This window comes from Pseudomonas sp. TNT3 (genome assembly GCF_010095445.2).
Taxonomy (GTDB): domain Bacteria; phylum Pseudomonadota; class Gammaproteobacteria; order Pseudomonadales; family Pseudomonadaceae; genus Aquipseudomonas.
On the sequence record NZ_WFGV02000006.1, the window covers coordinates 157,467 to 182,022 of the forward strand.

Below are 24,556 nucleotides of genomic sequence, written 5' to 3' on the forward strand. Positions count from 1 at the left end.
AGGTGCGTTTTGAGAACTGCGACACGCTGACGCACGCCAGCCCCGTTGGCGATCGGCCGTATGACTAATTATTTCAAGATCCCATCCGTTCTCCTTGGTGAATGGCTCGGACGTACAGCCCTGGCCAAATCAGCATTCCCAATGCCTTGCGCGGTCGGCGAAGACCGCGTCCTGCATGCCTCGAATGGGGCGTGACGTAAGAAAACCGATTCCATTTGCAAGCCCACATCTGGCAGGAAACCCCATGACCGACGCGTTCGAACTCCCAAGCAATCTGGTCCAAGCCCTTCAGCGCCGCGCGGCCCTGACGCCGGATCGGGTGGCCTTGCGGTTTCTCGCCGAAACCCCGGATCAAGCGGTGGTACTGAGTTATCGCGAGCTGGATCGGCGGGCCCGGGTCATTGCGGGGGCGCTGCAGGCCGAGGCTGAGTTTGGCGATCGCGCAGTGTTGTTGTTTCCAAGCGGCCCGGACTATGTCGCCGCCTTCTTCGGGTGCCTGTATGCCGGCGTGATCGCGGTCCCGGCGTATCCGCCAGAGTCGACCCGCCGTCATCATCAGGAACGCTTGCTGTCGATCATCAGCGATGCCGAACCACGTCTGCTACTGACCAGTACGAGTCTGCGCGACGCCTTGTTGCAGATCGAAGGTGCGCCAGCGTTGCTCTGCGTCGATAGCCTCGCCCCGGCGTTGGCGGATAGCTGGCGCGCGCCGGATCTGCCGGCCGATCACATTGCCTTTCTGCAGTACACCTCCGGTTCCACGGCGCTGCCCAAAGGCGTGCAAGTCAGCCACGGTAATCTGGTGGCGAACGAGTTGTTGATTCGCCACGGTTTCGGCATTGATCTGAACCCCGACGATGTGATTGTCAGCTGGTTGCCGCTGTACCACGACATGGGCTTGATCGGCGGTCTGTTGCAGCCGATTTTCAGTGGCGTGCCTTGCGTGTTGATGTCGCCGGCGTACTTCCTCGGTCGGCCGTTGCGCTGGCTCGAAGCGATCAGCGAGTACGGCGGCACCATCAGCGGCGGGCCGGATTTTGCTTATCGCCTGTGCAGCGAGCGGGTCAGCGAGTCGGCACTGCAACGGCTTGATCTCAGCGGCTGGCGCGTGGCGTATTCCGGTTCCGAACCGATTCGTCTCGACACCCTGGAACGCTTCGCGGCCAAGTTTGCTGCCTGCGGTTTTACCCCGGACAGTTTCATGGCGTCCTACGGTTTGGCCGAAGCGACGCTGTTCGTCGCCGGCAGCCCACGCGGCCATGGCATCGGCACTCTGCGTGTCGATGATCAAGCGCTGGCGCAGAATCGGGCCGAGCCGGGCGAGGGCAGTTCGATCATGAGTTGCGGCATCAGCCAGCCGGATCACGCGGTGCTGATTGTCGACCCGCAGGCGCTCAACGAACTGGCTGACAACAGCGTTGGCGAAGTCTGGGCCGCCGGTCCGAGCATCGCCCAGGGCTACTGGCGCAATCCCGAAGCCAGCGCCAAGACCTTCGTCCAGCACGCCGGGCGCACCTGGCTGCGCACTGGCGATCTGGGGTTCATGCGCGACGGCGAACTGTTCATCACTGGTCGTCTGAAAGACATGCTCATCGTTCGCGGTCACAACCTGTACCCGCAAGACATCGAACAGACCATCGAACGCGAAGTCGAGGTCGTGCGCAAAGGTCGGGTGGCCGCGTTTGCCGTCACGGTCGACGGTCAGGAGGGCATCGGGATCGCCGCAGAAATCAGCCGCAGCGTGCAGAAGATCCTGCCGCCCGAAGCGTTGATCAAAGCCATTCGCCAAGCGGTGGCGGAGGCGTATCAAGAGGCGCCAAGCGTCGTGGCGTTGCTCAATCCCGGTGCGCTGCCGAAAACTTCCAGCGGCAAGTTGCAACGAGCGGCGTGCCGTATTCGATTGGCGGACGACAGTCTCGACCATTACGCGCTGTTTCCTTCAGCGGTCAGCGCCAGGGTCGGGCAAAGCGAGTTCGCTGGCGAGCTGCACACCCTGATCGGTCAGATCTGGTGCGAGCAATTGCAGGTCAAGCAGGTCGAGGCCGATGATCACTTCTTCCTGCTCGGTGGCAACTCCATTGCGGCGACTCAGGTGGTCGCGCGGCTGCGTGAAGAACTCGGTCTTGAGCTGAACCTGCGCTTGCTGTTCGAAGCCCCGACCCTGGGCGCATTCGCCGACGCCGTCGCCCGCCAACAACAGGACGGCGGACTGGCTCAAGGCGCAATCTCCACGCTGTCGCGCAGTGAACTGATGCCGCAGTCCCTTGCGCAAAACCGCTTGTGGATCACCTGGCAGCTCGACCCGCAGAGCAGCGCTTACAACATTCCGGGAGCTTTGCGTTTACGTGGCGAACTGGACGAAGACGCACTGCGCGCCAGTTTCCAGCAACTGATCGAACGCCACGAATCCCTGCGCACGCGCTTCTTCGAACGTGATGGCGTGGCGCTGCAACAGATCGACGCGCCCGGCGCGTTCAACCTGCAACTGATCGACATCAGCGACTTGCCAGCCAGCGAGCGAGAGGCGCGCGCGCAGCAGATTCGTGAAGACGAAGCCCATACCCAATTCGATCTGGAGAAAGGTCCGCTGCTGTGGGTGACCCTGGTGCGCCTGGATGATGAGGACCATCAGCTGCTGGTGACGATGCACCACATCATCGCCGACGGTTGGTCGCTGAACGTATTGATCGACGAGTTCTCGCGGGTCTACGCCGCCGCCTCCCAAGGGCAAACCGCAGCGCTTGCACCCTTGCCGACCCAGTACGCCGATTACGGCAGGTGGCAGCGCCAATGGCTGGCACAAGGGGAGGGTGAGCGACAATTGGCCTACTGGAAAGCGCAGTTGGGGACTGAACATCCGACCCTGAATCTGGCCACTGATCATCCCCGTTCAAAAAAGCCAAGCCAACCTGCAGCCCGTCATTCGATCAAGCTGGCGACGACCCTCAGCGACGCCATTCGCCGGACGGCCCATGCCCATGAATCGACGCCGTTCATGCTGTTGCTTGCCGCCTTCCAGAGTCTGTTGCATCGCTACAGCGGTCAGCGGGACATCCGCATCGGCGTGCCCAATGCCAACCGTCCTCGTCTGGAAACTCAGGGGCTGATCGGGTTCTTCATCAACACCCAAGTGATGCGTGCCGAGGTGGATGCGCGGCTGCCGTTCATTGAGCTGCTGGCGCAAACCCGTCACGCCGCGTTGGGCGCCCAGGCGCATCAGGATTTGCCGTTCGAACAATTGCTGGAAGCCTTTCCTCATGCCCGGGAACAAGGTCTGTTCCAGGTCATGTTCAACCATCAGCAACGTGACCTGAGCGCGCTGCGCCGGTTGCCCGGTTTGCTGGCGGAAGAACTGCCGTGGCACAGTCGCGAAGCCAAGTTCGACCTGCAATTGCACAGCGAAGAAGATGCCAAAGGGCGTCTGAGCCTGTCCTTCGATTACGCCAGTGAGCTGTTCGACAGCGCCACCATCGAGCGCCTGGCGGAGCATTTCAGCACCCTGCTGCGGGACGTTTGCGAGCGACCGCAAAGCGCCATCGGCGACTTGCAGCTGCTGTCACCAAGCGAGCAACAACACCAGGCAACGTGGAGCGTTGCACCGTGCACACCGGCCAGCCAGTGGCTCCCGGAACAACTCAGCGAGCAGGCGCGGCTCACCCCGGAGCGCATCGCGCTGATCTGGGACGGCGGTAGCCTGGATTTCACGCAACTGCACACCCAGGCCAACCGGCTGGCGCATTACCTGCGTGACAAAGGCGTCGGCCCGGATGTGTGCGTGGCGATTGCCGCCGAGCGTTCGCCGCAGCTGTTGATCGGCCTGCTGGCGATCATCAAGGCCGGTGGCGCCTACGTTCCACTGGATCCTGATTACCCCGCCGAACGCCTGGCCTACATGCTCAGCGACAGCGGCGTTGAATTGCTGCTGACCCAGACCGAATTGCTCGATCGCTTGCCGGCCACCGCAGGCGTCAGCGTGATCGCCATGGACACCCTGCACCTGGAAAGCTGGCCGAGTCACGCACCGGGCCTGCACTTGCACGGCGACAACCTGGCCTACGTGATTTACACCTCCGGTTCCACCGGCCAGCCCAAGGGCGTCGGCAATACCCACGCCGCCCTCGCCGAGCGGCTGCAATGGATGCAGTCCACTTATCGCCTGAACGATACCGACGTGCTGATGCAAAAGGCGCCGATCAGTTTTGACGTGTCGGTGTGGGAGTGCTTCTGGCCGCTGATAACGGGGGCACGTTTGCTGATCGCCGGCCCTGGCGAACACCGCGACCCGCACCGCATTGCCCAGTTGGTTCAAACCTACGGCGTCACCACACTGCACTTCGTGCCTGCGCTGCTTTCATTGTTTATCGACGAACCGCTCACCGCCGAATGCACCAGCCTGCGCCGGGTATTTTCCGGTGGTGAGGCCTTGCCTGCGGAGCTGCGTAACCGCGTGCTGGAACAGCTGCCAGCGGTGCAATTGCACAACCGTTATGGCCCGACCGAAACCGCGATCAACGTCACCCATTGGCAGTGCACCTTCGCCGACGGCGAGCGTTCGCCGATTGGCCGACCGTTGGACAACGTTGTCTGCCGGGTACTCGACCACGAACTCAATCCCGTGCCGGCCGGTGTGCCGGGTGAGTTGTGCATCAGTGGTATCGGTCTGGCCCGAGGGTATTTGGGACGTCCTTCGTTGACCGCCGAGCGTTTTGTCGTGGATCCGCTGGGCGAGCAGGGCGCCCGCCTGTACCGCACCGGCGACCGGGTACGCTGGACCGCAGAGGGCGTTATCGAATACCTCGGTCGTCTCGATCAGCAGGTCAAGTTGCGTGGTTTTCGTGTCGAGCCGGAAGAAATCGAGGCGCGGTTGCTGGCTCAGGACGGCGTCGCTCAAGCCGTCGTCCTGGTGCGTGAAACGTCGGCCGGTGGACAGTTGATTGGCTATTACACGAGCACGGGTTTCTGCGAAGAAATCGATGCACAAAACCAGCGCCTGCACGCCGCATTGGCGGCCGAGTTGCCTGAATACATGGTCCCGGCGCAATTGATGCGGCTGGACGAAATGCCCCTGAGCCCGAGCGGCAAACTCGATCGCCGGGCCTTGCCTGAACCGCACTGGCAGGTTCGCGAGCACGTCGAACCGGTCAGCGATCTGGAACAAAAGATCGCCGGCATCTGGCGCGAAGTGCTGGGCCTTACGCAAATCGGTCTGCGTGACGACTTCTTTGCCCTGGGCGGTCATTCGTTGCTGGCCACGCAAATCATTTCTCGCACCCGTCAGGCCTGCGATGTCGAGTTACCGTTGCGAGCGTTGTTCGAGAACAGCGAGCTGGGTGCGTTTGCTGAACAGGTCCGGTTGATCCAGGCCAGTGGCAAAACCAACCAGCAACCACCGATTGAAAAAGTCGACCGCAGCCAACCGGTGCCCTTGTCCTATTCCCAGCAGCGCATGTGGTTCCTCTGGCAGATGGAACCGGACAGCCCGGCTTACAACGTCGGTGGCATGGCGCGATTGCGCGGGGTGCTGGATGTCGGGCGCTTCGAGGCGGCGTTGCAGGCGTTGATCCTGCGCCACGAAACCCTGCGCACCACGTTTCCGAGCGTCGACGGTGTGGCCAGGCAACAGGTGCATGAGCACACGGGCATGCGCATGGAGTTTAAGGATTTCACTGCGCTGGATGCTGGAGGTCGTGAATGGCAGGTCCAGCAACTGGCTGACGACGAAGCGCACAAACCTTTCAATCTGGAAACCGGGCCGCTGCTTCGCGCGTGCCTGGTCAAGACTGACGAGCTGGAACATTACCTGGTGCTGACCCTGCACCACATCGTCACCGAAGGCTGGGCGATGGATATCTTTGCCCGGGAATTGAGCGCGCTCTACGAAGCCCTGGTGGAGGACCGCGAATCGCCGCTGGCGCCGCTGCCGGTGCAATACCTCGACTACAGCGTGTGGCAGCGTCAGTGGCTGGAGTCTGGTGAACGCCAGCGTCAACTGGACTACTGGACCGGGCAGTTGGGTCGCGAACACCCATTGCTGGAATTGCCCTCCGACCGCCCGCGTCCGCCGGTGCAAAGCCATCAGGGCGAGTTGTTCCGTTTCGACTTGAGTGATGACCTTGCCGCACGGGTTCGAGCCTTCAATGCGCAAAACGGCCTGACCCTGTTCATGACCATGACGGCCGCATTGGCGGTGCTGCTTTACCGCTACAGTGGCCAGACCGACTTGCGCATTGGCGCGCCGGTGGCCAACCGGATTCGTCCGGAAAGCGAAGGGCTGATTGGGGCTTTCCTCAATACACAGGTGCTGCGTTGCCAGCTCGACGGCCAGATGTCCGTTGGCGAATTGTTCGATCAGGTCCGCCATACCGTCATCGAAGGCCAGTCCCATCAAGACCTGCCGTTCGATCACTTGGTGGAAGCCTTGCAGCCACCGCGTAGCACGGCTTACAACCCCCTGTTCCAGGTAATGTGCAACGTCCAGCGCTGGGAATTCCAGCAGAGTCGTACCCTGGCGGGCATGACCGTCGAGTACCTGGCCAATGATGCGCGTGCGACCAAGTTCGACCTTAATCTGGAAGTCACCGACCTCGATCATCGGCTCGGTTGCTGCCTGACCTACAGCACCGATTTGTTCGACGAACCACGCATTGCGCGCATGGCCGGGCATTGGCGCAACCTGCTCGAAGCCTTACTCAGCGATCCGCAACAGCGCCTCAGCGACTTGCCATTGCTGGAAGCCACTGAGCAGCAACAGTTGCTCGACAGCCTTGGTGTCGAACCGGGGGAGCATCGTCTTGACCAGTGCATTCATCACCTGTTCAGCGAGCAGGCACTGATTCGAAAAGACGCGCCCGCACTGACGTTCGCCGGGCACACCCTGAGCTATGCCGAACTCGACAGTCGCGCCAATCGCCTGGCCTGGATGCTCCGCGAGCGCGGTGTCGGCCCGCAAGTGCGCGTCGGCCTGGCGCTTGAACGGTCGCTGGACATGGTTGTCGGGCTACTGGCGATCCTCAAGGCCGGCGGCGCCTATGTGCCGCTGGACCCTGAGTATCCGCTGGACCGTTTGCATTACATGATCGAAGACAGTGGCATCGGTTTGCTGCTCAGCGATGCGGCGATGTTCAAGGCGCTTGGCCAACTGCCGGCGAGCGTGGCGCGCTGGTGCCTCGAAGACGATGCCGCTGAACTGGCGAATTACCCGGCCAGTGAGCTGCCGTTCATCAGCCTGCCGCAGCATCAGGCGTACCTGATCTACACCTCGGGTTCCACCGGCAGACCGAAAGGCGTGGTGGTGTCCCACGGCGAAATCGCCATGCATTGTCGTGCCGTGATCGAACGCTTCGGGATGCGCCCGGACGATTGCGAATTGCATTTCTATTCCATCAATTTCGACGCCGCCACCGAGCGCTTGCTCGTGCCGTTGTTGAGTGGCGCGCAGGTCGTATTGCGCGCTCAGGGACAGTGGGATGCGGAAGAAATCTGCGGCTTGATTCGCCAGCACCACATCAACGTTCTCGGTTTCACGCCGAGCTACGGTAGCCAGTTGGCGCAATGGCTGGCCACCCAAAACGAAACCCTGCCAGTGCGCATGTGCATCACCGGTGGTGAAGCACTGACTGGCGAACACCTGCAGCGCATTCGTGCAGCGTTCAAGCCGAGCCTGTTCTTCAATGCCTATGGCCCGACTGAAACCGTGGTCATGCCGCTGGCCAGCCTGGCTCCGGAGCAATTGGAAGAAGGCCTGGGCAGTGTGCCGATCGGCAGCGTGATCGGCGCTCGTGTGGCCTACATCCTGGATGCCGACCTGGCCCTGGTGCCACAAGGTGCCAGCGGCGAGTTGTACGTTGGCGGTGCCGGTCTGGCGCAGGGGTATCACCGGCGTCCGGGCATGACGGCCGAGCGGTTTGTGGCAGACCCGTTTGCGGCCGATGGCGGGCGCCTGTATCGCACCGGTGACCTGGTTCGCCAGCGTGACGACGGACTGGTGGAGTATCTGGGACGTATCGACCATCAAGTGAAAATCCGTGGCTTCCGCATCGAACTGGGCGAGATCGAAACCCGTTTGCTCGAGCATGAAACCGTGCGCGAGGCGGTGGTGCTTGCACTTGATGCACCCAGCGGGAAGCAATTGGTCGGCTACGTGCTGACCGATGCTGCCGCGCAGGATGACTTGCAACAGGCCTCGCTGCGTGACGCGCTCAAGGCTCAGCTCAAATCCCAGCTGCCGGACTACATGGTGCCAACGCACCTGATCCTGCTGGCTCACTGGCCGCTCACCGCCAACGGCAAACTGGATCGCCGCGCGTTGCCGGCGCCGGACCCCGAGCTGAACCGTCAGCAGTACGTGGCGCCAGGCAACGCGCTGGAACTGACTTTGGCCGGTATCTGGAGCCACGTGTTGAACGTTCCGCAGGTCGGTCTCAATGACAACTTTTTCGAGCTGGGCGGTGATTCGATCCTGTCGATCCAGGTGGTCAGCCGTGCACGGCAACAGGGTATCCACTTCAGCCCGCGGGACCTGTTCCAGCACCAGACGGTGCACACCCTCGCTGCCGTCGCGACCCGCACTGAGCAGGTGACTGCCGAGCAAGGTTTGCTGACGGGCGAATCGCGACTGACACCGATCCAGCATTGGTTCTTCGACAGCGAGATCCCTGAGCGCCAACACTGGAACCAGGCCTTGCTGCTGGAACCGGCCGAGACGCTGGAACCTCATCGTCTTGAGCAAGCGCTGCTGGCAGTGATCGCACAGCACGACGCCTTGCGCCTGCGTTTCACCAACGCCGCCGGGCAATGGCGCGCCGAACACCAGGCTGAATCTGACGTCCCGGTGCTCTGGCAAGTACGGGTGAAATCCATGGACCAGTGCACGGCGCTGTTCGCCGACGCCCAGCGCAGCCTCGACCTCGAACAGGGACCCCTGATTCGTGCGCTGTTGGTTGATGGTCCACAGGACCAGCAGCGATTGTTCATCGCCATTCACCACCTGGTGGTAGACGGGGTTTCGTGGCGCGTCTTGCTGGACGATGTGCAAACGGCCTATCGCCAATTGCCCTTGCAGGAGACGGTGCAACTGCCAGCGAAAACCAGCGCCTTCAATGAATGGGCCGCTCGCTTGCAGGCTTACGCCGGCAGCGAATCCCTGCGCGAGGAATTGAGCTGGTGGCAGGCGAACCTGGCAGGTCCTCACGCCGGGTTGCCGTGCGCCCGCCCTGACGGTGGACGTCAACACCGTCACGCGCAAACGGTCAGTGTGCGCCTCGACAGCGAACAGACACGCCAGTTGCTGCAGCAGGCGCCGAGTGCCTATCGCACTCAGGTCAATGACCTGCTGCTGACTGCATTGGCTCGCGTATTGTGCCGCTGGAGCGGTCACGCATCCGCCTTGATTCAATTGGAAGGCCATGGCCGTGAAAGCCTGTTTGATGACATCGATCTGACCCGCACCGTGGGTTGGTTCACCAGTGCGTATCCGTTGCGGCTGACACCGGCGAACAGCCAGGGCGACTCGATCAAGGTGATCAAGGAGCAACTGCGTGCCGTGCCGCACAAAGGTCTGGGGTATGGCGTGTTGCGCTACCTCGCCGATGATTCGTGCCGTACTGCCATGGCAGCTTTGCCGTCGGCGCAGATCACCTTCAATTATCTCGGCCAGTTCGACCAGAGTTTTGCCGATGATGCATTGTTCCGTCCGCTGGACGAGCCGGTTGGCGCGGCCCATGACCCGAAAGCACCGATGCCGAACGAGCTGAGCGTCGACAGTCAGGTCTACGGCGGCGAGCTGGTATTGCGCTGGACGTTCAGTGCCGAACGCCACGATCCGCAGACCATCACCGAGCTGGCGAACGCCTATCTGGGGGAGCTGCAAGACCTGGTCGAGCATTGCCTGCGCGACGATGCGGGCGGCCTGACGCCGTCGGACTTCCCGTTGGCCAGACTGACCCAGGCACAACTCGACGCGCTGCCCGTGCCCGCTGCGGTCATCGAGGATGTGTATCCCCTGACACCGATGCAGGAAGGCATGTTGCTGCACACCCTGCTGGAACCGGGTACCGGGCTGTATTACATGCAGGACCGTTATCGCATCAACAGCCAACTTGATCCGCAGCGTTTTGCCGAAGCCTGGCAAGCGGTGATTGCGCGTCACGAAGCCCTGCGTGCCTCGTTTTGCTGGAACGTCGGCGAAGACATGTTGCAGGTTATCCACAAGCCGGGCAGCACGCCGATCGAGTTTCTGGACTGGACCGATGTCGCCGACGCCGAGCAAGAACCGAAGCTGCAGGCACTGCTTAAAAGCGAGCGCGAGGCCGGTTTCGATCTGCTTGTTCAGGCGCCGTTCCACCTGCGACTGATCCGGGTTGGCGCCGCGCGCTACTGGTTCATGATGAGCAACCACCACATCCTCATCGATGCGTGGTGCCGTTCGCTGTTGATGAACGATTTCTTCGAGATCTACACCGCCCTGGGCGAAAATCGCCAGGCACAACTGGCCGTGCCGCCGCGCTATCGCGACTACATTGGCTGGCTGCAACGCCAGAGCCTGGAAGAGGCTCGGCAGTGGTGGAAGGACAATCTGCACGGCTTCGAACGGACCACGCCGATCCCGAGTGACCGACCCTTCCTTCGCGAACACGCCGGCGAAAGTGGCGGCATGATCGTAGGTGATCGCTACACCCGACTGGATGCCCGGGACGGTGCGCAACTGCGCGAATTGGCCCAGGCCCATCAGTTGACCATCAACACCTTTGCCCAGGCGGCATGGGCCTTGGTGTTGCGGCGTTTGAGCGGTGATCGTGATGTGCTGTTCGGCGTCACGGTGGCTGGACGTCCGGTGGAAATGCCGGCGATGCAGCGCACGGTCGGGCTGTTCATCAACAGCATTGCGCTGCGGGTGAAAATGCCTGAAGACGATCAGCGTTGCAGCGTTCGCCAGTGGCTCAGTGACTTGCTCGACAGCAACATGCAGCTGCGCGAGTACGAGTACCTGCCGCTGGTGAGCATTCAGGAAACCAGCGAACTGCCCAAGGGCCAGCCGCTGTTCGACAGTCTTTTTGTGTTCGAAAATGCCCCGGTGGAAGTCTCGGTGCTGGACCGTGCCCAGAGTCTTAACGCGACCTCGGATTCGGGACGCACCCACACCAACTTCCCGCTCACGGCCGTGTGTTATCCAGGCGATGACCTGGGCTTGCACCTGTCTTACGACCAGCGTTTCTTCGAGGAGGCCACGGTCGAACGCATGCTCGGCGAGTTCAAGCGTCTGCTGCTGGCGCTGGTGGAGGGGTTTCATGGCGACATGGCGGATTTGCCGCTGCTGGGGGCCGAGGAAGAGGATTTCCTGATCCACGGTTGCAATCAGAGCGAGCACGAATATCCGCTGGAGCAGAGCTACGTAGCGCTGTTCGAAGCGCAGGTTGCCCAGCATCCGCAGCGCGTGGCCGCCAGTTGCCTGGATCAACAGCACAGCTACGCCGAACTGAACCAGCGCAGTAACCGGCTGGGTCATGCCCTGATCGCGGCCGGTGTCGGGCTGGATCAACCGGTGGCGTTGCTGGGTGAACGTAACCTTGATTTGCTCGGGATGATCATCGGCAGCTTCAAGGCCGGCGCGGGTTACCTGCCGCTGGATCCGGGGCTGCCAAGCCAGCGACTGAGCCGGATCATCGAGCTGAGTCGCACGCCGTTGCTGGTGTGTACAGAGGCGTGCCGTGAACAGGCTGTCGCGCTGCTGGACGCCTGCGGCTGCGCCATTCGACCTCGATTGCTGGTCTGGGAAGAGGTGCAGGCGAGTGGCGCGGCGGTGACCAATCCCGGCCTCTACAGCGGTCCGGACAATCTGGCGTATGTGATTTACACCTCCGGTTCCACCGGCTTGCCCAAGGGCGTGATGGTCGAGCAGCGCGGCATGCTCAATAACCAGTTGAGCAAGGTGCCGTACCTGGACCTGAGCGATGCCGACGTGATCGCGCAGACGGCTTCGCAAAGCTTCGATATTTCGGTCTGGCAGTTCCTCGCCGCGCCGTTGTTCGGCGCACGGGTCGACATCGTGCCGAACACCATCGCCCACGATCCGCAGGGGTTGCTGGCGCACGTTTCGGCACACGGCGTCACCGTGCTGGAAAGCGTGCCGTCGCTGATCCAAGGCATGCTTGCCCAGGATCGAATGAGCCTCGACGGCCTGCGCTGGATGCTGCCGACGGGCGAGGCCATGCCGCCGGAGCTTGCCCATCAATGGCTGCTGCGTTATCCGGATATCGGGCTGGTGAATGCGTATGGCCCGGCGGAGTGCTCGGATGACGTGGCGTTTTTCCGTGTCGATCCGGCCTCGACCCGCGGCAGCTATTTGCCGATCGGTACACCGACCGACAACAACCGTTTGTACCTGCTCGATGGCGCGCTGGAACTGGTGCCGCTGGGCGCGGTGGGCGAGTTGTGCGTTGCCGGTACGGGCGTCGGACGTGGCTATGTGAGCGATCCGCTGCGCACCGCGCAAGTCTTCGTGCCGAACCCGTTTGGCGCACCGGGGGATCGTCTGTACCGCACGGGCGACCTGGCCCGGCGTCGCAGCGACGGCGTGCTGGAGTACGTTGGGCGAATCGACCATCAAGTGAAAATTCGCGGTTACCGCATCGAGCTCGGTGAAATCGAAGGGCGCCTTCACGAACAGCCGCACATTCGCGAAGCGGCGGTCGGCGTCCAGGACGGCTTCAATGGCAAGCACCTGGTCGGCTATCTGGTAGCGGCTGATTCGACGCTCAAACCGAACGAACACCTGGAGCGCATCAAACAACGCCTGCGCGCCGAACTGCCGGAATACATGGTGCCGCTGCACTGGCTATGGCTGGACCGGATGCCGCTCAACGCCAACGGCAAGCTCGATCGCAAAGCCCTGCCGGTGCTTGAAATCGGCCTATTGCAGAACCAGGACTACCAGGCGCCGCGCAACGGGCTGGAGCAGACGCTGGCCGATATTTGGGCAGAAGTGCTGAAGGTCGACAAGGTTGGAGTGCGCGACAACTTCTTCGAACTGGGCGGGCATTCGCTATTGGCGACGCAAATCGCGTCACGGGTGCAGAAAGCGCTGCAACGTGATGTACCGCTGCGAGCAATGTTCGAGTGCAGCACAGTAGAGGAACTGGCCGGGTACATCGATGGGCTGGCGGTGAACGATATGACTGAGGAGAAGGCGGAGCGGTTGAATGATCTGATGGCTGCGCTGGAGGGTTTTTGATCTGCTTTTGATCTTCTTGCCGCCTCGGAAGGCCGAGCGCAGGTTCTGCGCAGTGGGCAACCCGGCAAGGATGCCGGGTTAGCCGCCCCCGGCCATGGATGGCCGATGGCGGCGGGCCTACGGAGCAGGACCGGAGCGAGGGTATGCCGAGCCCAGGCGAGGCACCGGACGAAAGGGGCAAGAGCGTTTGGTTACTTGGGGCTTTTCCAAGTGACTCGCCGTAAGGGCGAAACCAATAGAAGCCGTAACCGCAGGAATGGATATGTACACCATCAAAACAACACCGCCTGCCAGGACGCCATCGCCGGCAAGCCAGCTCCCACAGTTCGATCCGGGTACATCACGGAGATATGAGTCGGCTATGAGGCCGCGATCGCGAGCAGGCTCGCTCCAACAGTTTGATCCGGGTGCATCAGGGAGATATGAGTCGGCTGTGAGGCCGCGATCGCGAGCAAGCTCGCTCCTACAGTTTGATCCGGGTACATCACGGAGATAGGAGTCGGCTGTGAGGCCGCGATCGCGAGCAAGCTCGCTCCTACAGTTTGATCCGGGTACATCACGGAGATAGGAGTCGGCTGTGAGGCCGCGATCGCGAGCAGGCTCACCTCCTACAGTTGATCTGGTGTGCCTCCGGCGAAATGGGGCTGAAGCCTGCCAATACTTTTGACACAGATTGCGTGTTGACTGACAAATCCACCCAGCGGAGCCTGCCTGTTCAATTTTTGTCGAGTAAAAAATCAATGCCCTTCGTGACAATAGACGGTCAACCACTTCACTACATTGAGAAAGGCAGGGGACCTGCGGTACTGCTTGCCGGAAGTTACCTGTGGGATCAGACCATGTGGGCGCCACAGATCGACGCGTTGTCGCAACACTACCGAGTGATTGCCCTGGACCTTTGGGGCCACGGTCAATCCGGGCGACTACCGGACGGCACCATCTCCCTCGATGATATTTCCCGTCAGGCGCTGGGGCTTCTGGATTATTTGGACATCGATCGCATCGCACTGGTCGGGCTTTCAGTTGGCGGTATGTGGGGCGCGCGCCTGGCCTTGGCGGCTCCGCAACGTGTCAGTGGGCTGGTGATGATGGATACCTACGTCGGCATCGAGCCCGAGCCGACTCGCCAGTATTATTTTTCGTTGTTGAAGCAGATCGAAGAGGCTGGAGTCATCACACCGTCGTTGCTGGATATTGTGGTGCCTATCTTCTTCCGTCCCGGTATCGATCCACAGTCGGCGCTGTATCAGAATTTCCGTGCGTCGCTGGCGGCATTGCCGGCTGAGCGTCTACGCGAAAGCATCGTACCGATGGGGCGGATTACCTTTGGTCGAAGTGATCTGTTGCCGCGCCTGAGTGAATTGAACCCAGAAACGACGCTGGTGATGTGTGGCGATCAGGACACCCCAAGGCCTCCCCTCGAAGCCCAGGAAATGGCGGAGCTGATTGGCTGCCCATTCCTGCTGGTGCCGGAGGCGGGGCATATTTCCAATCAAGAGAATCCGCGGTTTGTCACTGAAGTACTGCTGAAGTTTCTTGGCGAGAGAAACTGATCGTCCTCTCGCATTCATCGAAAAGCTCGCAGCCTGCGAGCTTTTCATTTGGGCGGCGCTTGCAACACAAGCCGTGAAGTCACTTGGGACCGAGGATCTTCGCCAGTTTGTCCGGCGACGGCGCACCTTGCTGCTGCTGCAACTCGCCCTTGTCATCCATGTAGAAAATCGCCGGTGTCGCGGACAACTCCAGGTCTTCCATCAACTGCATGTTCGCCTCGAGCTTAGCCTGAATCGCCGGCGGTACATCTTTGAGCGCTTTCAGCGTGCTGGCCTTGCCGGATTTTTCATGTTCCTGGAGGGCTTTGACCGGGTCCTTGGCGGCGAGCAACGCAGCGGATTTCCCCGGACTGTCTTCGCGAATAATACCGACCATGATATGTCGCAACTGCACTTTACCGGCCTTTACCCACGGGCGCGCCTGTTCCCAGAACATGTTGCAGTAAGGACAGTTCGGATCGCTGAACAGGTACACCACACGAGGTGCGTCCTTGTTGCCATCAGCGATCCAGTTGCTTGCTTCCATCTTCGCCCACACTTCCTTGGACATCGGCGCGTACACCAGCTTTTGCAGCGGCGCGGTACTCAGGTCGTTGCCCTCGGCGTCATACAGATTACCCAGCAATACGTGTTTACCGTCAGGGGTGAGGTACAGCGCCATGCCGCGGTTCTGGTACTGCGCGGCGTAACCACGCAGACCGTCCGGCGCGTCGAACTGCCCTACGATTTTCGCGCCCTTGGCTTCGATTTTCTTGATCGCTTCGGGCAAGTCTTCGGCAGCCTGCACGGTCGGCAGGTGCAACAGGGCTGTGCCCAGGGTCAACGTCAGCAGGTGGCGGAGGCGGGGCATGGCAGTTTCCTTGAAGAGGGGGCCGATTCGGCAGGGTTCGGGGTGTCAAAGTTTTCGAGGGCGCGGGCCAGGCTGGCTTCCGACAGCTCACCCAGATGGCTGGCCAGCAGGCGGCCTTCGTTGCTATAGAACAGGGTAGTCGGCAATGCCATCGAACCGACGGCCTGGCCCAGACGGCCGCCGCTGTCGAACAGCACATTCGACAGGCTCAAGCCCTGGGTTTCCAGGTAGGTACTGACGCTTTGCATGCTTTCACCCTGATTGACGAACAGGAACGTCAGGTCCTGGCGTTGCTGCTGGGCATTTTCCAGCACCGGCATTTCCCGACGGCAGGGTGGGCACCAGGTGGCCCAGAGATTGATGACCAGCGGACCGCCCTTGTAGTCGGACAATTGCATGGTTTCACCGGCGGCGTTGCGCATGGTGATGTCCGGGAGGCGAGTCCCTTGTTCGTAAATGCTCAGGGAGAACGTCGCCAGGAGCCAGAATGCCAAGCCGCTGGCGACGCCAAAGCCCAGTGGACGGCGCAACCCCGGCCGCCGCCAGCCGCGATACAGGGCGGCAAGCAGTAGCGTGATAACTCCGGGCCAGGCGAGGAAGCCGCCGTCGCGCAGGTCGATGACTTGCCATGGATCGTTGCGGTAGTGCGTCCAGTAGACCGCCACAAAACTGATCCGGGCCGCCAGCATGCCGATCAGAAACAGACTGAACAACGCCGACTCGGGGTTCTCGCCACCGCGTTTGGCCACCCGCCAACCGATGAAAGTCGCCAGTGCCAGGGCACTGATCAGCAGCAGGTGATTAAGCGCGATGGCAAATGTACCGAGCGTAAAAGTCAGCATTAGCGGGCTTCTCGGGTGGTAGTCCAACGTTGCAGGAAAGTGTTGGCATCGACTTCACCGGTGATGCGCTGGCTGCGGCGCTCCTCGCCATCGGCACCGATCCACAGGAAACTCGGCGGCCCCGGAACCTGGTAACGGCTGAGCAATTCACGGCTGGCGGCATTGTCGGCAGTGACGTCGAGCCGGAGCAAACGTACATCGCCCAGTGCTTCAAGCACTTGAGGTTTACCGAAGACCTGTTTTTCCATGACTTTGCACGACACGCACCAATCGGCGTAGTAGTCCAGGAGAACCCATTGGCCTTGAGCCTTGGCCGCGTCCAGTTCCCGCTGCAGGTCCGCAGGGTCCTTGATCGTGGTGAAGGCATCATGACCCGTCGGGCGTAGGGCACTGCCCGAGTTGGAAGCGCTGTAAACCTGCAATGGCTTGAACAGGTCATCGCTCCCACCCGCCGCCCCGATCACCAGCAGGCTGCCCCACAAGCCGAGCAGTAAGGAACCGGCGCCGAAGACATGAGCGGTGCGACCGAAGCCGGCTGATTGACGCCAGGCGCTGTAGGCGGCGATCAACAGCAGGGCCCCCCACAATCCGACCCACAGTGATTCGTCCAATACGGGACGCAGCATCAGCAGGGCAGTGGCGAGGAACAGGAAACCGAACACGCCCTTAAGCAGATTCATCCAGGCGCCGGGTTTGGGCAGGAAGCGATTGCCGACAGTGACCAGCAACAACAGCGGCACGCCGATACCGATGCCCATCGCGAACAGGATCAGCCCGCCATGCAGTGCGTTACCGCTTTGTGCGATATAGAGCAGGGCGCCGGCCAATGGAGCGGTCATGCACGGGCCGACCAGCAAACCGGACACAGCCCCCAGGACGCCCGCGCCAATCAGGCTGCCACCGCGCTGATTGCGCGAGACATTTTCCAGGCGATCACGCACGGCGACCGGCAGCTGCAGCTCGAAGAAGCCAAACATCGGCAACGCCAGCAGCACAAATACCGCGGCAAACGTGCCCAGCAACCAGGGATTCTGCAGCAGCGCCTGGAGGTTCGCCCCAAGCATTGCAGCGAGTACGCCCATGGCTGCATACACCAGCGCCATGCAGACGACGTAGCTGGTGGCCAAGGCGAAACCACGTTTAGGTGAGGCGCCACTGCCGACGATCAAACCGGCGAGGATTGGCAGCATGGGCAAGGTGCAAGGGGTGAACGCCAGGAGCAGCCCCAGACCGAAGAACACCAGCAGGCTCCAGCCCAGCGCACGCTGTTGCAGGCCGCTGGCCAGCGCTTGGTCCGGCGCTTCGCCAGCCACTGCTGCGGTTGTTGATGTAACCGATTTGCCACCCAGATCGACAAGCTGGGTTTGCGGTGGATAACACAGCCCGGCATCGGCACACCCCTGGAAGCCGACCTTGATCTGGCCCGTGGCACCGGCCGGAATTTTCAGCTCCAGGCCTTGGCGGTAGACCTGCTGTTCGCCGAAGAACTCGTCGCTGTGTGATTCACCCTGTGGCAACTCGGGTTTGTGCTCTGCGGGCAATCCGTCGAATTTGAGGCGTTGCTGGTACAGGTAGTAGCCATCGGCGATCTGCCAATAGAGCTGGGTTTCACCGGATTCCAGGCGCTCAGAGGTGAAGACGAACGCTTTGCCGACAGGGAGGAAGTCGGGTTTGGTATCGAACGGATTGGTCCCCGCCTGGGCCAGACCCGAGATCAGGAGAACAAAAAATAAAAACAGACGACGCATGGCTAGGCCTTATCCCTATGCAAGTGGTGTGCACAATGAAGGGCGACGATTAACCGATAATTAACCGCCGCGCCAGGTTGCTCTGGTCCTGGGTGAGGCTTAGTCGCGTAGCAGCCCTGGACAATTGCCGTCATTGACCTTTTTTGGGGGAGTTGTTGTCAGGTCTGTGAAGGGCAAGTTGCTCAAGTGGGAATCTGTCATTTGTCTTGTACCAAACCCGGCCATGAGGCTTCATTGACAGGTATCGGGTCTGAGAGTGTTCCACCATTAATGTCATATCTCAGGTATTCGTTATTGGTCAAGAAGATGTAAAAGAACGTGTTGAATGTTGGGTGGTCGTTCAGGGCGGCGGTAATCATGCGGTCTTTATATTTTTCGAGTCCACGCCAAATAGAGTCTTTGAGAGGTTTTATCTTTATCTTGCCTGACCAAGGGTTGTAAATGAGATAGTTGCCGTCGTTCATAAGCATCCAGTAAGTGTGCTTCGTTTCCGCTTTTTCATACCACATAACGCCCACGATTTTTTCGAAATGAGGTTTAATGGGCGCCCATACAGTTTGCTCAACAGGTTTTTTGAAATAAACATTGTCGTCCATTTGTCGGTATTTACACACCATCGGAGTGGAGCCTTCGTAGTAGAAAAGCCAGAGCATGTCAGAGTCGGAGGAAGCATCCCAGGCTACCCCCGAGGTGTTAAAACCGAAGCGCAGCTCTTTTACGTGTTTGCCAAAGTCTGCCCAGTTACTGCCAACGGCTAAAGGGTAGTTTTTCGGAACTTCATTGTCGCCTAGATTAAAGCGGGAGTAGGTGCCGGTGTCCTTGAAGAAAAAGTAAATGCGGTCGGGCCCGTTGCGCCAGTCGACGGCGACGAAGTTTTGCAATGTTGGCATTGTCTGATTCCTTTCAGTTGATTAACAAGGTTACATGTCTGTCGAAGCGCGGTGATAGGTTTTACAAGGGGGGATGTTTGTTTAAGCGCTTTCGAAGTGGCAGATTAATGTGTGGGGTCTGTATTTAGAACAGGTTTAAGTGCTTTGTATGTGTCTGATTGAAACCGGAAGAAGTTGTCTTTTTAGGGCGCGTGCGAACTATCGAACATTCGCAGCTGTAGACTTCGTGCTTCATCTGAGGCACGCATTGACGAATCGCTTCTCGTCCGTCGAAGCACTCGTCATAATTCAGCCTTAATCCTCACCTGTTTGACTCATGTTTTTGCTCAGGGAGCTCCCATGCACGTACTGGTTTGCGAAGACGATGAGCTGATCGCCAGCGGCATCGTCGCCGGCCTGACAGCTCAAGGCCTGACGGTGGAGCACGTAGCCACCGCCTCGGCGGCTCGGGCGATGCTCAAGGTCGCCGAATTCGACGTCATGGTGCTAGACCTTGGTCTCCCTGACGAAGACGGCCTCAAGCTGTTGCAGCAGTTGCGCCATGGTGGTCTCGAAATACCGGTGCTGATCCTCACCGCCCGGGATTCGGTCACCGATCGCGTCGATGGCTTGCAAGCCGGTGCAGACGATTATCTGCTCAAGCCTTTCGACCTTCGTGAACTTGCGGCGCGGCTGCACACTTTATTGCGCAGAGTGGCGGGGCGCAGCGTCAACCTGATCGAGCACGGCGCGCTGACCTACAACCCAAGCAGCCGTGAAACCATGCTCGCCGGCCAGCCGGTGGACTTGTCCCGGCGCGAACAGTCACTGTTGCAGGCCTTGCTGCATAACCGTGGGCGAGTGCTGTCGACCGAGCAACTCAAGGACAGCGTCTACGGTTTCAACGACGAACTGGAAAGTAACGCCCTTAACGTGCACATCCATCATCTGCGGCGCAAACTGGGTAACGGAATCGTGGAAACCGTGCGCGGCCTGGGTTATCGCCTGGGGCCGGCGGACGGCGGAGATCAATCGAAGTGATGAGCCTGCGTTTACGTCTGAGCCTCACGCTAGGTGCTGCATTTGCGCTGATCTGGGCGCTGGCCGCTGCCTGGATGCTCAGCGATCTGCGCAATCAGATGATGTTTTCCCTCGATCAGCGCCTGGTCGCCTCGGCACGCATGGTAGCCGGGCTGATGGAGCAGTTGCCGGCGCTGCCGAATAAAGGTGAGGGCACTCACTTCAGCGCGGAACAACTGAACATTCCTGGCGGGATGGCGTGTCAGGTCAGTTCGTTGCGCGGCGAGATCCTGGCTCGCAGCCATACCGATCCGCAACAGACCCTCGAAGCCGAGAAAATGGGCTTCCACGATCAGATGATCGATGGCGCACCCTGGCGCAGTTTCACCTTGGCCCGCGGCGATCTGCGCATCACGACGGCGGATCGACAAATCGAACGCGAAGCCCTGAACATGTCGATCCTGCTGGCCGCATCGGTGCCGGTGGGCGTCGCGTTGCTGGGCTGCCTGTGTTTGCTGTGGCTGGGGATCGGCCAGGGACTGGCGCCGCTCAATCGCATGCGCGATGCGCTGATGCGCCGTAGCGCCGATTCTCTGGAGCCCTTGCAGATACAGCCGCTGCCCAGCGAACTGCAGCCCTTGCTGGACACCCAGAATCAGTTGCTCCAGCGGATCGGCAAGACCATCGAGCGCGAGCGTCGCCTGACCGGTGACGCAGCCCACGAATTGCGCAGCCCGCTGACGGCGATCAAAACGCACCTGCAAGTGGCGCGCATGACCGACGGCGCCGCCCGGGATCAATCCCTGGCTCGGGCCGAGGAGGGGGCCGACCGCCTGCACCGAACCCTCGAGCAACTGCTGCTGTTGGCCCGGGTCGAAGGTAGCCTGTCCTTCGATGACGGCGTGCAGTGCAACGCCGAGCAGGTTGCAAAACTGGCGATCCAGGATGCCGCCAGTGGTGATCGTCAACGAATCAGGTTCAAAACCACAACGAAGCTCTCCGAGGCGCCAGTGCAAATGCCTGCTGTGCTGTCGATTGCTGCATTGCGCAATCTGCTCGACAACGCGCTCCGTCATACACCCGGTGAGGGTGAGGTGGAGTTGAGCGTGGAAACCGTTGAAAACCGCGTCCAGTTCGTTGTGCGCGACCATGGACCGGGGATTGCCGAGGACGACCTGCAACACCTGACCCAGCGCTTCTGGCGAAATGGCCAAAGCACCGGCTGCGGTTTGGGACTGGCGATCGTTCAGGCCATCGTTCAGCGGTGTGGCTGCACGCTGCATTTCGACAGCAAGCCGGACGGGTTGCGGGTCGAGCTGACGATGCCATTGCAACCGGTCTGAGCATCCGGAACATCAAATGTAACGCCTCTCCATTAGTCACCTGGCGCGCGCGGCGCTATCGTCCCCCCGCAACTTTTTCTCAATGGATTGAGGTAGTAGCGACATGGATGCACCCCTGCGTGTCAGTAAGGCAACCGCCGCCGACGCCGGCATCATTTGCCGGATCGTTGATCGCTCCATCCGCGTAGGCTGTGCGATTGACCATCGCAACGATCCGCAAACCGTCGCCGCCTGGACCCACAGCAAAACCATCGACCACCTCTTGCCCTGGCTGAACGACCAGCGCTTGTACCTCAACATCGCCCTGTTGCAAGACAAACCGATCGGCGCCGCCATGGCTGCATGCAGCGGCAAAATTGCGTTTTGCTACGTGCAACCGGAATGGTTTCGTCGCGGTGCCGGACAGGCGCTGGTGCGTGATCTGGAGGGCTGGTTGATTGGCCAGGGCCTGCATCAGGCGCAACTCAATAGCACCCGCACCAGCGAAGCGTTTTACCGTCATTTGGGCTATAAGCCCTGCGCGCCGGCGTTCATGGTCGCCGGCCTGCGCGCCATCCCCATGCACAAAGGCCTGTCCTCACGGCTGATCGAAAGCGGACCAAGGGTCTAAATCCTCGGGCACCTGATGCGTTTCCAGAACAGGAAAACCTTATTGAGGGGTCGAGAGATGTCAGTCGCTACCAACCTTGTAGAAGATCAGTCGGCCCGGATCACTTCGGCGCCGGCCGAAACGCTTTATCAATTCAACGAATCGCCGTTGCTGGCGCGACAAAACCGGCAGGAGTCGAACGCCCGCAGTTACCCGCGACGCATTCCCCTGGCGCTCAAGCGCGCCAAAGGCATCTATGTCGAAGACGTTGAAGGTCGCAGCTTTATCGACTGCCTGGCCGGTGCCGGGACGCTGGCGTTGGGGCACAACCATGCGGTGGTGATCGACGCGATCCAGCAAGTGCTGACCGATGAACTGCCATTGCACACCCTGGACCTGACCACCCCGGTCAAAGACCAGTTCGTCCAGGACCTGTTCAGCCTGCTGCCCCCGGCGCTGGCCGCTGAAGCAAAGATCCAGTTCTGTGGACCCACGGGCACCGACGCCGTGGAAGCGGCATTGAAGCTGGTACGCACTGCCACTGGACGCAGCACTGTGCTGTCATTTCAGGGCGGGTACCACGGCATGAGCCAGGGCGCGTTGAGCCTGATGGGCAGCCTGGGGCCGAAAAAGCCGTTGGGTGCCTTACTCAGCAACGGCGTGCAGTTCATGCCCTATCCCTACGATTACCGTTGCCCATTCGGTCTTGGCGGTGAACAAGGGGTGAAGGTCAATCTGAGTTACCTGGAAAACCTGCTGAATGATCCCGAAGCCGGCGTGCAATTGCCGGCGGCGGTTATTGTGGAAGCGGTGCAGGGCGAGGGCGGCGTGATCCCGGCTGATCTCGACTGGCTGCGCGGCTTGCGACGGATCACCGAGAAAGCAGGTGTGGCGTTGATCGTCGACGAAATCCAGAGCGGTTTTGCCCGTACCGGCAAAATGTTCGCGTTCGAACACGCCGGGATCATTCCGGATGTGGTGGTGATGTCCAAAGCCATCGGCGGCAGTCTGCCGCTGGCGGTGGTGGTCTATCGCGACTGGCTCGACACCTGGTTGCCGGGTGCCCATGCGGGCACTTTCCGCGGCAACCAAATGGCGATGGCTGCAGGCTCGGCGGTCATGCGTTACCTGACCGAGAACAACGTCTGCGATCACGCAACCGCCATGGGCGAACGCTTGAGCGAACACCTGCGCATCCTGCAGCGCAACTTCCCGCAGCTGGGTGACATCCGGGGGCGCGGCTTGATGCTCGGCGTCGAATTGGTCGACCCGACCGGCGCACCGGACGCGTTGGGTCATCCGCCGATCTTCGGTCGCCTGGCGCCGCTGGTGCAGCGCGAATGCCTCAAACGCGGCTTGATCCTTGAACTGGGCGGGCGCCATGGAGGTGTCGTGCGGTTCCTGCCGCCGCTGGTGATCACCGCTGCAGAAATCGATCGAGTGGCGGAGATTTTTGGTCGGGCCATGGCGGCGGCCACCGCCAATCTTTAAATTTTTCGACGGCCCGGACGTTCCTTCTACATACCGGCTGCGCATGCGGTGCAGCCCACCCTTACAGCGATGGAGAAACACCATGACTTCAGTATTCGACCGCGAGGACATCCTTTTTCAAGTCGTGGTCAACCACGAAGAGCAGTACTCGATCTGGCCCGATTACAAGGCCGTGCCGGAAGGCTGGCGGACCGTGGGCAAGAGTGGTCTGAAAAAGGAGTGCCTGGCTTACATCGAGGAAGTCTGGACTGACATGCGTCCATTGAGCTTGCGCCAGAAAATGGACGGGCAGGCCGCTGTGGCGCACTGAACTGAGTAGTCGCGCAAAAAAAGCCCGCTGAACCGGTAAGGTCAGCGGGCTTTTTGGTGTTTGAACATTGAAAGATCGCAGCCTCGTCACTCGGTAGGAGCAACGAGGCTGCGATCTCTCGATCTTAGGCGGACGGCTCGCCGCTCAACCCCTTGATCACCAAATCCACATTCCCCTCCAGCTCCGCCACGGGATCCGCGGCATCGGTGCTTAACACCACCAGCCGGCTCCCGGCCTCGGTGATCACTGCTTTCAACGCTTCCGACGGCTGGCGATGGTGCAACACTACCGCCACGTCATTGTCCTTCAACGTCGCGCCAAGCGCCTTCAATGCTTCAGGCGTCCATTCGTTATCTTGCCGCGTATCGAGGCCGATCAGTTCCAGGTTGAGGCTGCCGATCAGATAGCCGAAGTGATCGCTCAGGCTCATCACACTCAAGTTGTCTGCGCTCGCGAGCCGCGCTTCGCTGTCGGCGCTGAACTTCAGCAGGCGCTGTTTCAGGGACGCCAGGTTCGCCTCGATCGTCGGCTTGGCAGAGGGCGCCAGGCGCACCAGATCGGCCGCCATCACATCGGCCATGCGGCCCATGTTGTTGCTGGAGAACCACGGCTGGCTGTTCAGGCCATCGACCTTGTTGTCCGGTTGCACGGCGATGCCGGGCAAGGCGCCGTCCACCGGGCGGGCCGCGTCGACTTCGACGATGCGAATATTG

Annotated in this window: 12 protein-coding genes; 7 read left to right on the forward strand and 5 right to left on the reverse strand. The window is 60.8% G+C overall.

The genetic code is table 11. The features are described from left to right. The first annotated feature begins 244 nt into the window (after positions 1–244). Entirely contained in the window at positions 245–13,228 is a 12,984-nt protein-coding gene (locus GBC55_RS06270; protein ID WP_162436310.1) for a non-ribosomal peptide synthetase, read from the forward strand. Between the two features lie 740 nt (positions 13,229–13,968). After that, positions 13,969–14,781, forward strand: coding sequence for an alpha/beta fold hydrolase (locus tag GBC55_RS06275; RefSeq protein ID WP_162436309.1), 813 nt, complete (start codon positions 13,969–13,971; stop codon positions 14,779–14,781). 79 nt (positions 14,782–14,860) lie between these two features. On the opposite strand, the gene dsbG is transcribed toward GBC55_RS06275, so the two are convergent. From dsbG to GBC55_RS06295, 4 genes are all read right to left on the reverse strand, one after another. After that, complete coding sequence (gene dsbG / locus GBC55_RS06280; protein WP_162436308.1) at positions 14,861–15,631, reverse strand: thiol:disulfide interchange protein DsbG; 771 nt, start codon at positions 15,629–15,631, stop codon at positions 14,861–14,863. Continuing rightward, on the reverse strand, positions 15,607–16,473 hold the full coding sequence (locus GBC55_RS06285; protein ID WP_162436307.1) for a TlpA disulfide reductase family protein: 867 nt from the start codon (positions 16,471–16,473) through the stop codon (positions 15,607–15,609). The genes dsbG and GBC55_RS06285 overlap by 25 nt, the downstream gene beginning before the upstream one ends. Then, positions 16,473–18,221: a protein-disulfide reductase DsbD gene (dsbD, locus tag GBC55_RS06290; RefSeq protein ID WP_162436306.1), complete on the reverse strand. Its 1,749-nt coding sequence runs from the start codon at positions 18,219–18,221 to the stop codon at positions 16,473–16,475. Before dsbD ends, GBC55_RS06285 begins: the two co-directional genes overlap by 1 nt. 197 nt (positions 18,222–18,418) lie before the next feature. Further along, on the reverse strand, positions 18,419–19,111 hold the full coding sequence (locus GBC55_RS06295) for a hypothetical protein (RefSeq protein ID WP_162436305.1): 693 nt from the start codon (positions 19,109–19,111) through the stop codon (positions 18,419–18,421). A 339-nt stretch (positions 19,112–19,450) separates the two neighbouring features. Between GBC55_RS06295 and GBC55_RS06300 the strand changes: the two genes are divergently transcribed. From GBC55_RS06300 to GBC55_RS06320, 5 genes are all read left to right on the forward strand, one after another. Then, positions 19,451–20,131, forward strand: a complete 681-nt coding sequence (locus GBC55_RS06300; RefSeq protein ID WP_162436304.1) for a response regulator — start codon at positions 19,451–19,453, stop codon at positions 20,129–20,131. Next, positions 20,128–21,453 (forward strand): ATP-binding protein, encoded by a 1,326-nt coding sequence (locus GBC55_RS06305; protein ID WP_162436303.1) that lies wholly within the window; start codon positions 20,128–20,130, stop codon positions 21,451–21,453. Before GBC55_RS06300 ends, GBC55_RS06305 begins: the two co-directional genes overlap by 4 nt. Positions 21,454–21,556: 103 nt before the next feature. Further along, the gene (locus tag GBC55_RS06310) at positions 21,557–22,063 is read left to right on the forward strand and encodes a GNAT family N-acetyltransferase (RefSeq protein ID WP_162436302.1); all 507 of its coding nucleotides are present in this window, start codon (positions 21,557–21,559) and stop codon (positions 22,061–22,063) included. A gap of 57 nt (positions 22,064–22,120) precedes the next feature. Then, on the forward strand, positions 22,121–23,533 hold the full coding sequence (locus tag GBC55_RS06315; protein WP_162436301.1) for an aspartate aminotransferase family protein: 1,413 nt from the start codon (positions 22,121–22,123) through the stop codon (positions 23,531–23,533). A gap of 82 nt (positions 23,534–23,615) precedes the next feature. Further along, positions 23,616–23,843, forward strand: coding sequence for an MbtH family protein (locus GBC55_RS06320; protein WP_162436300.1), 228 nt, complete (start codon positions 23,616–23,618; stop codon positions 23,841–23,843). 124 nt (positions 23,844–23,967) lie between these two features. On the opposite strand, the gene GBC55_RS06325 is transcribed toward GBC55_RS06320, so the two are convergent. Next, a partial coding sequence (locus GBC55_RS06325; RefSeq protein WP_247266868.1) for a zinc ABC transporter substrate-binding protein occupies positions 23,968–24,556 on the reverse strand: 589 nt, incomplete at its 5' end.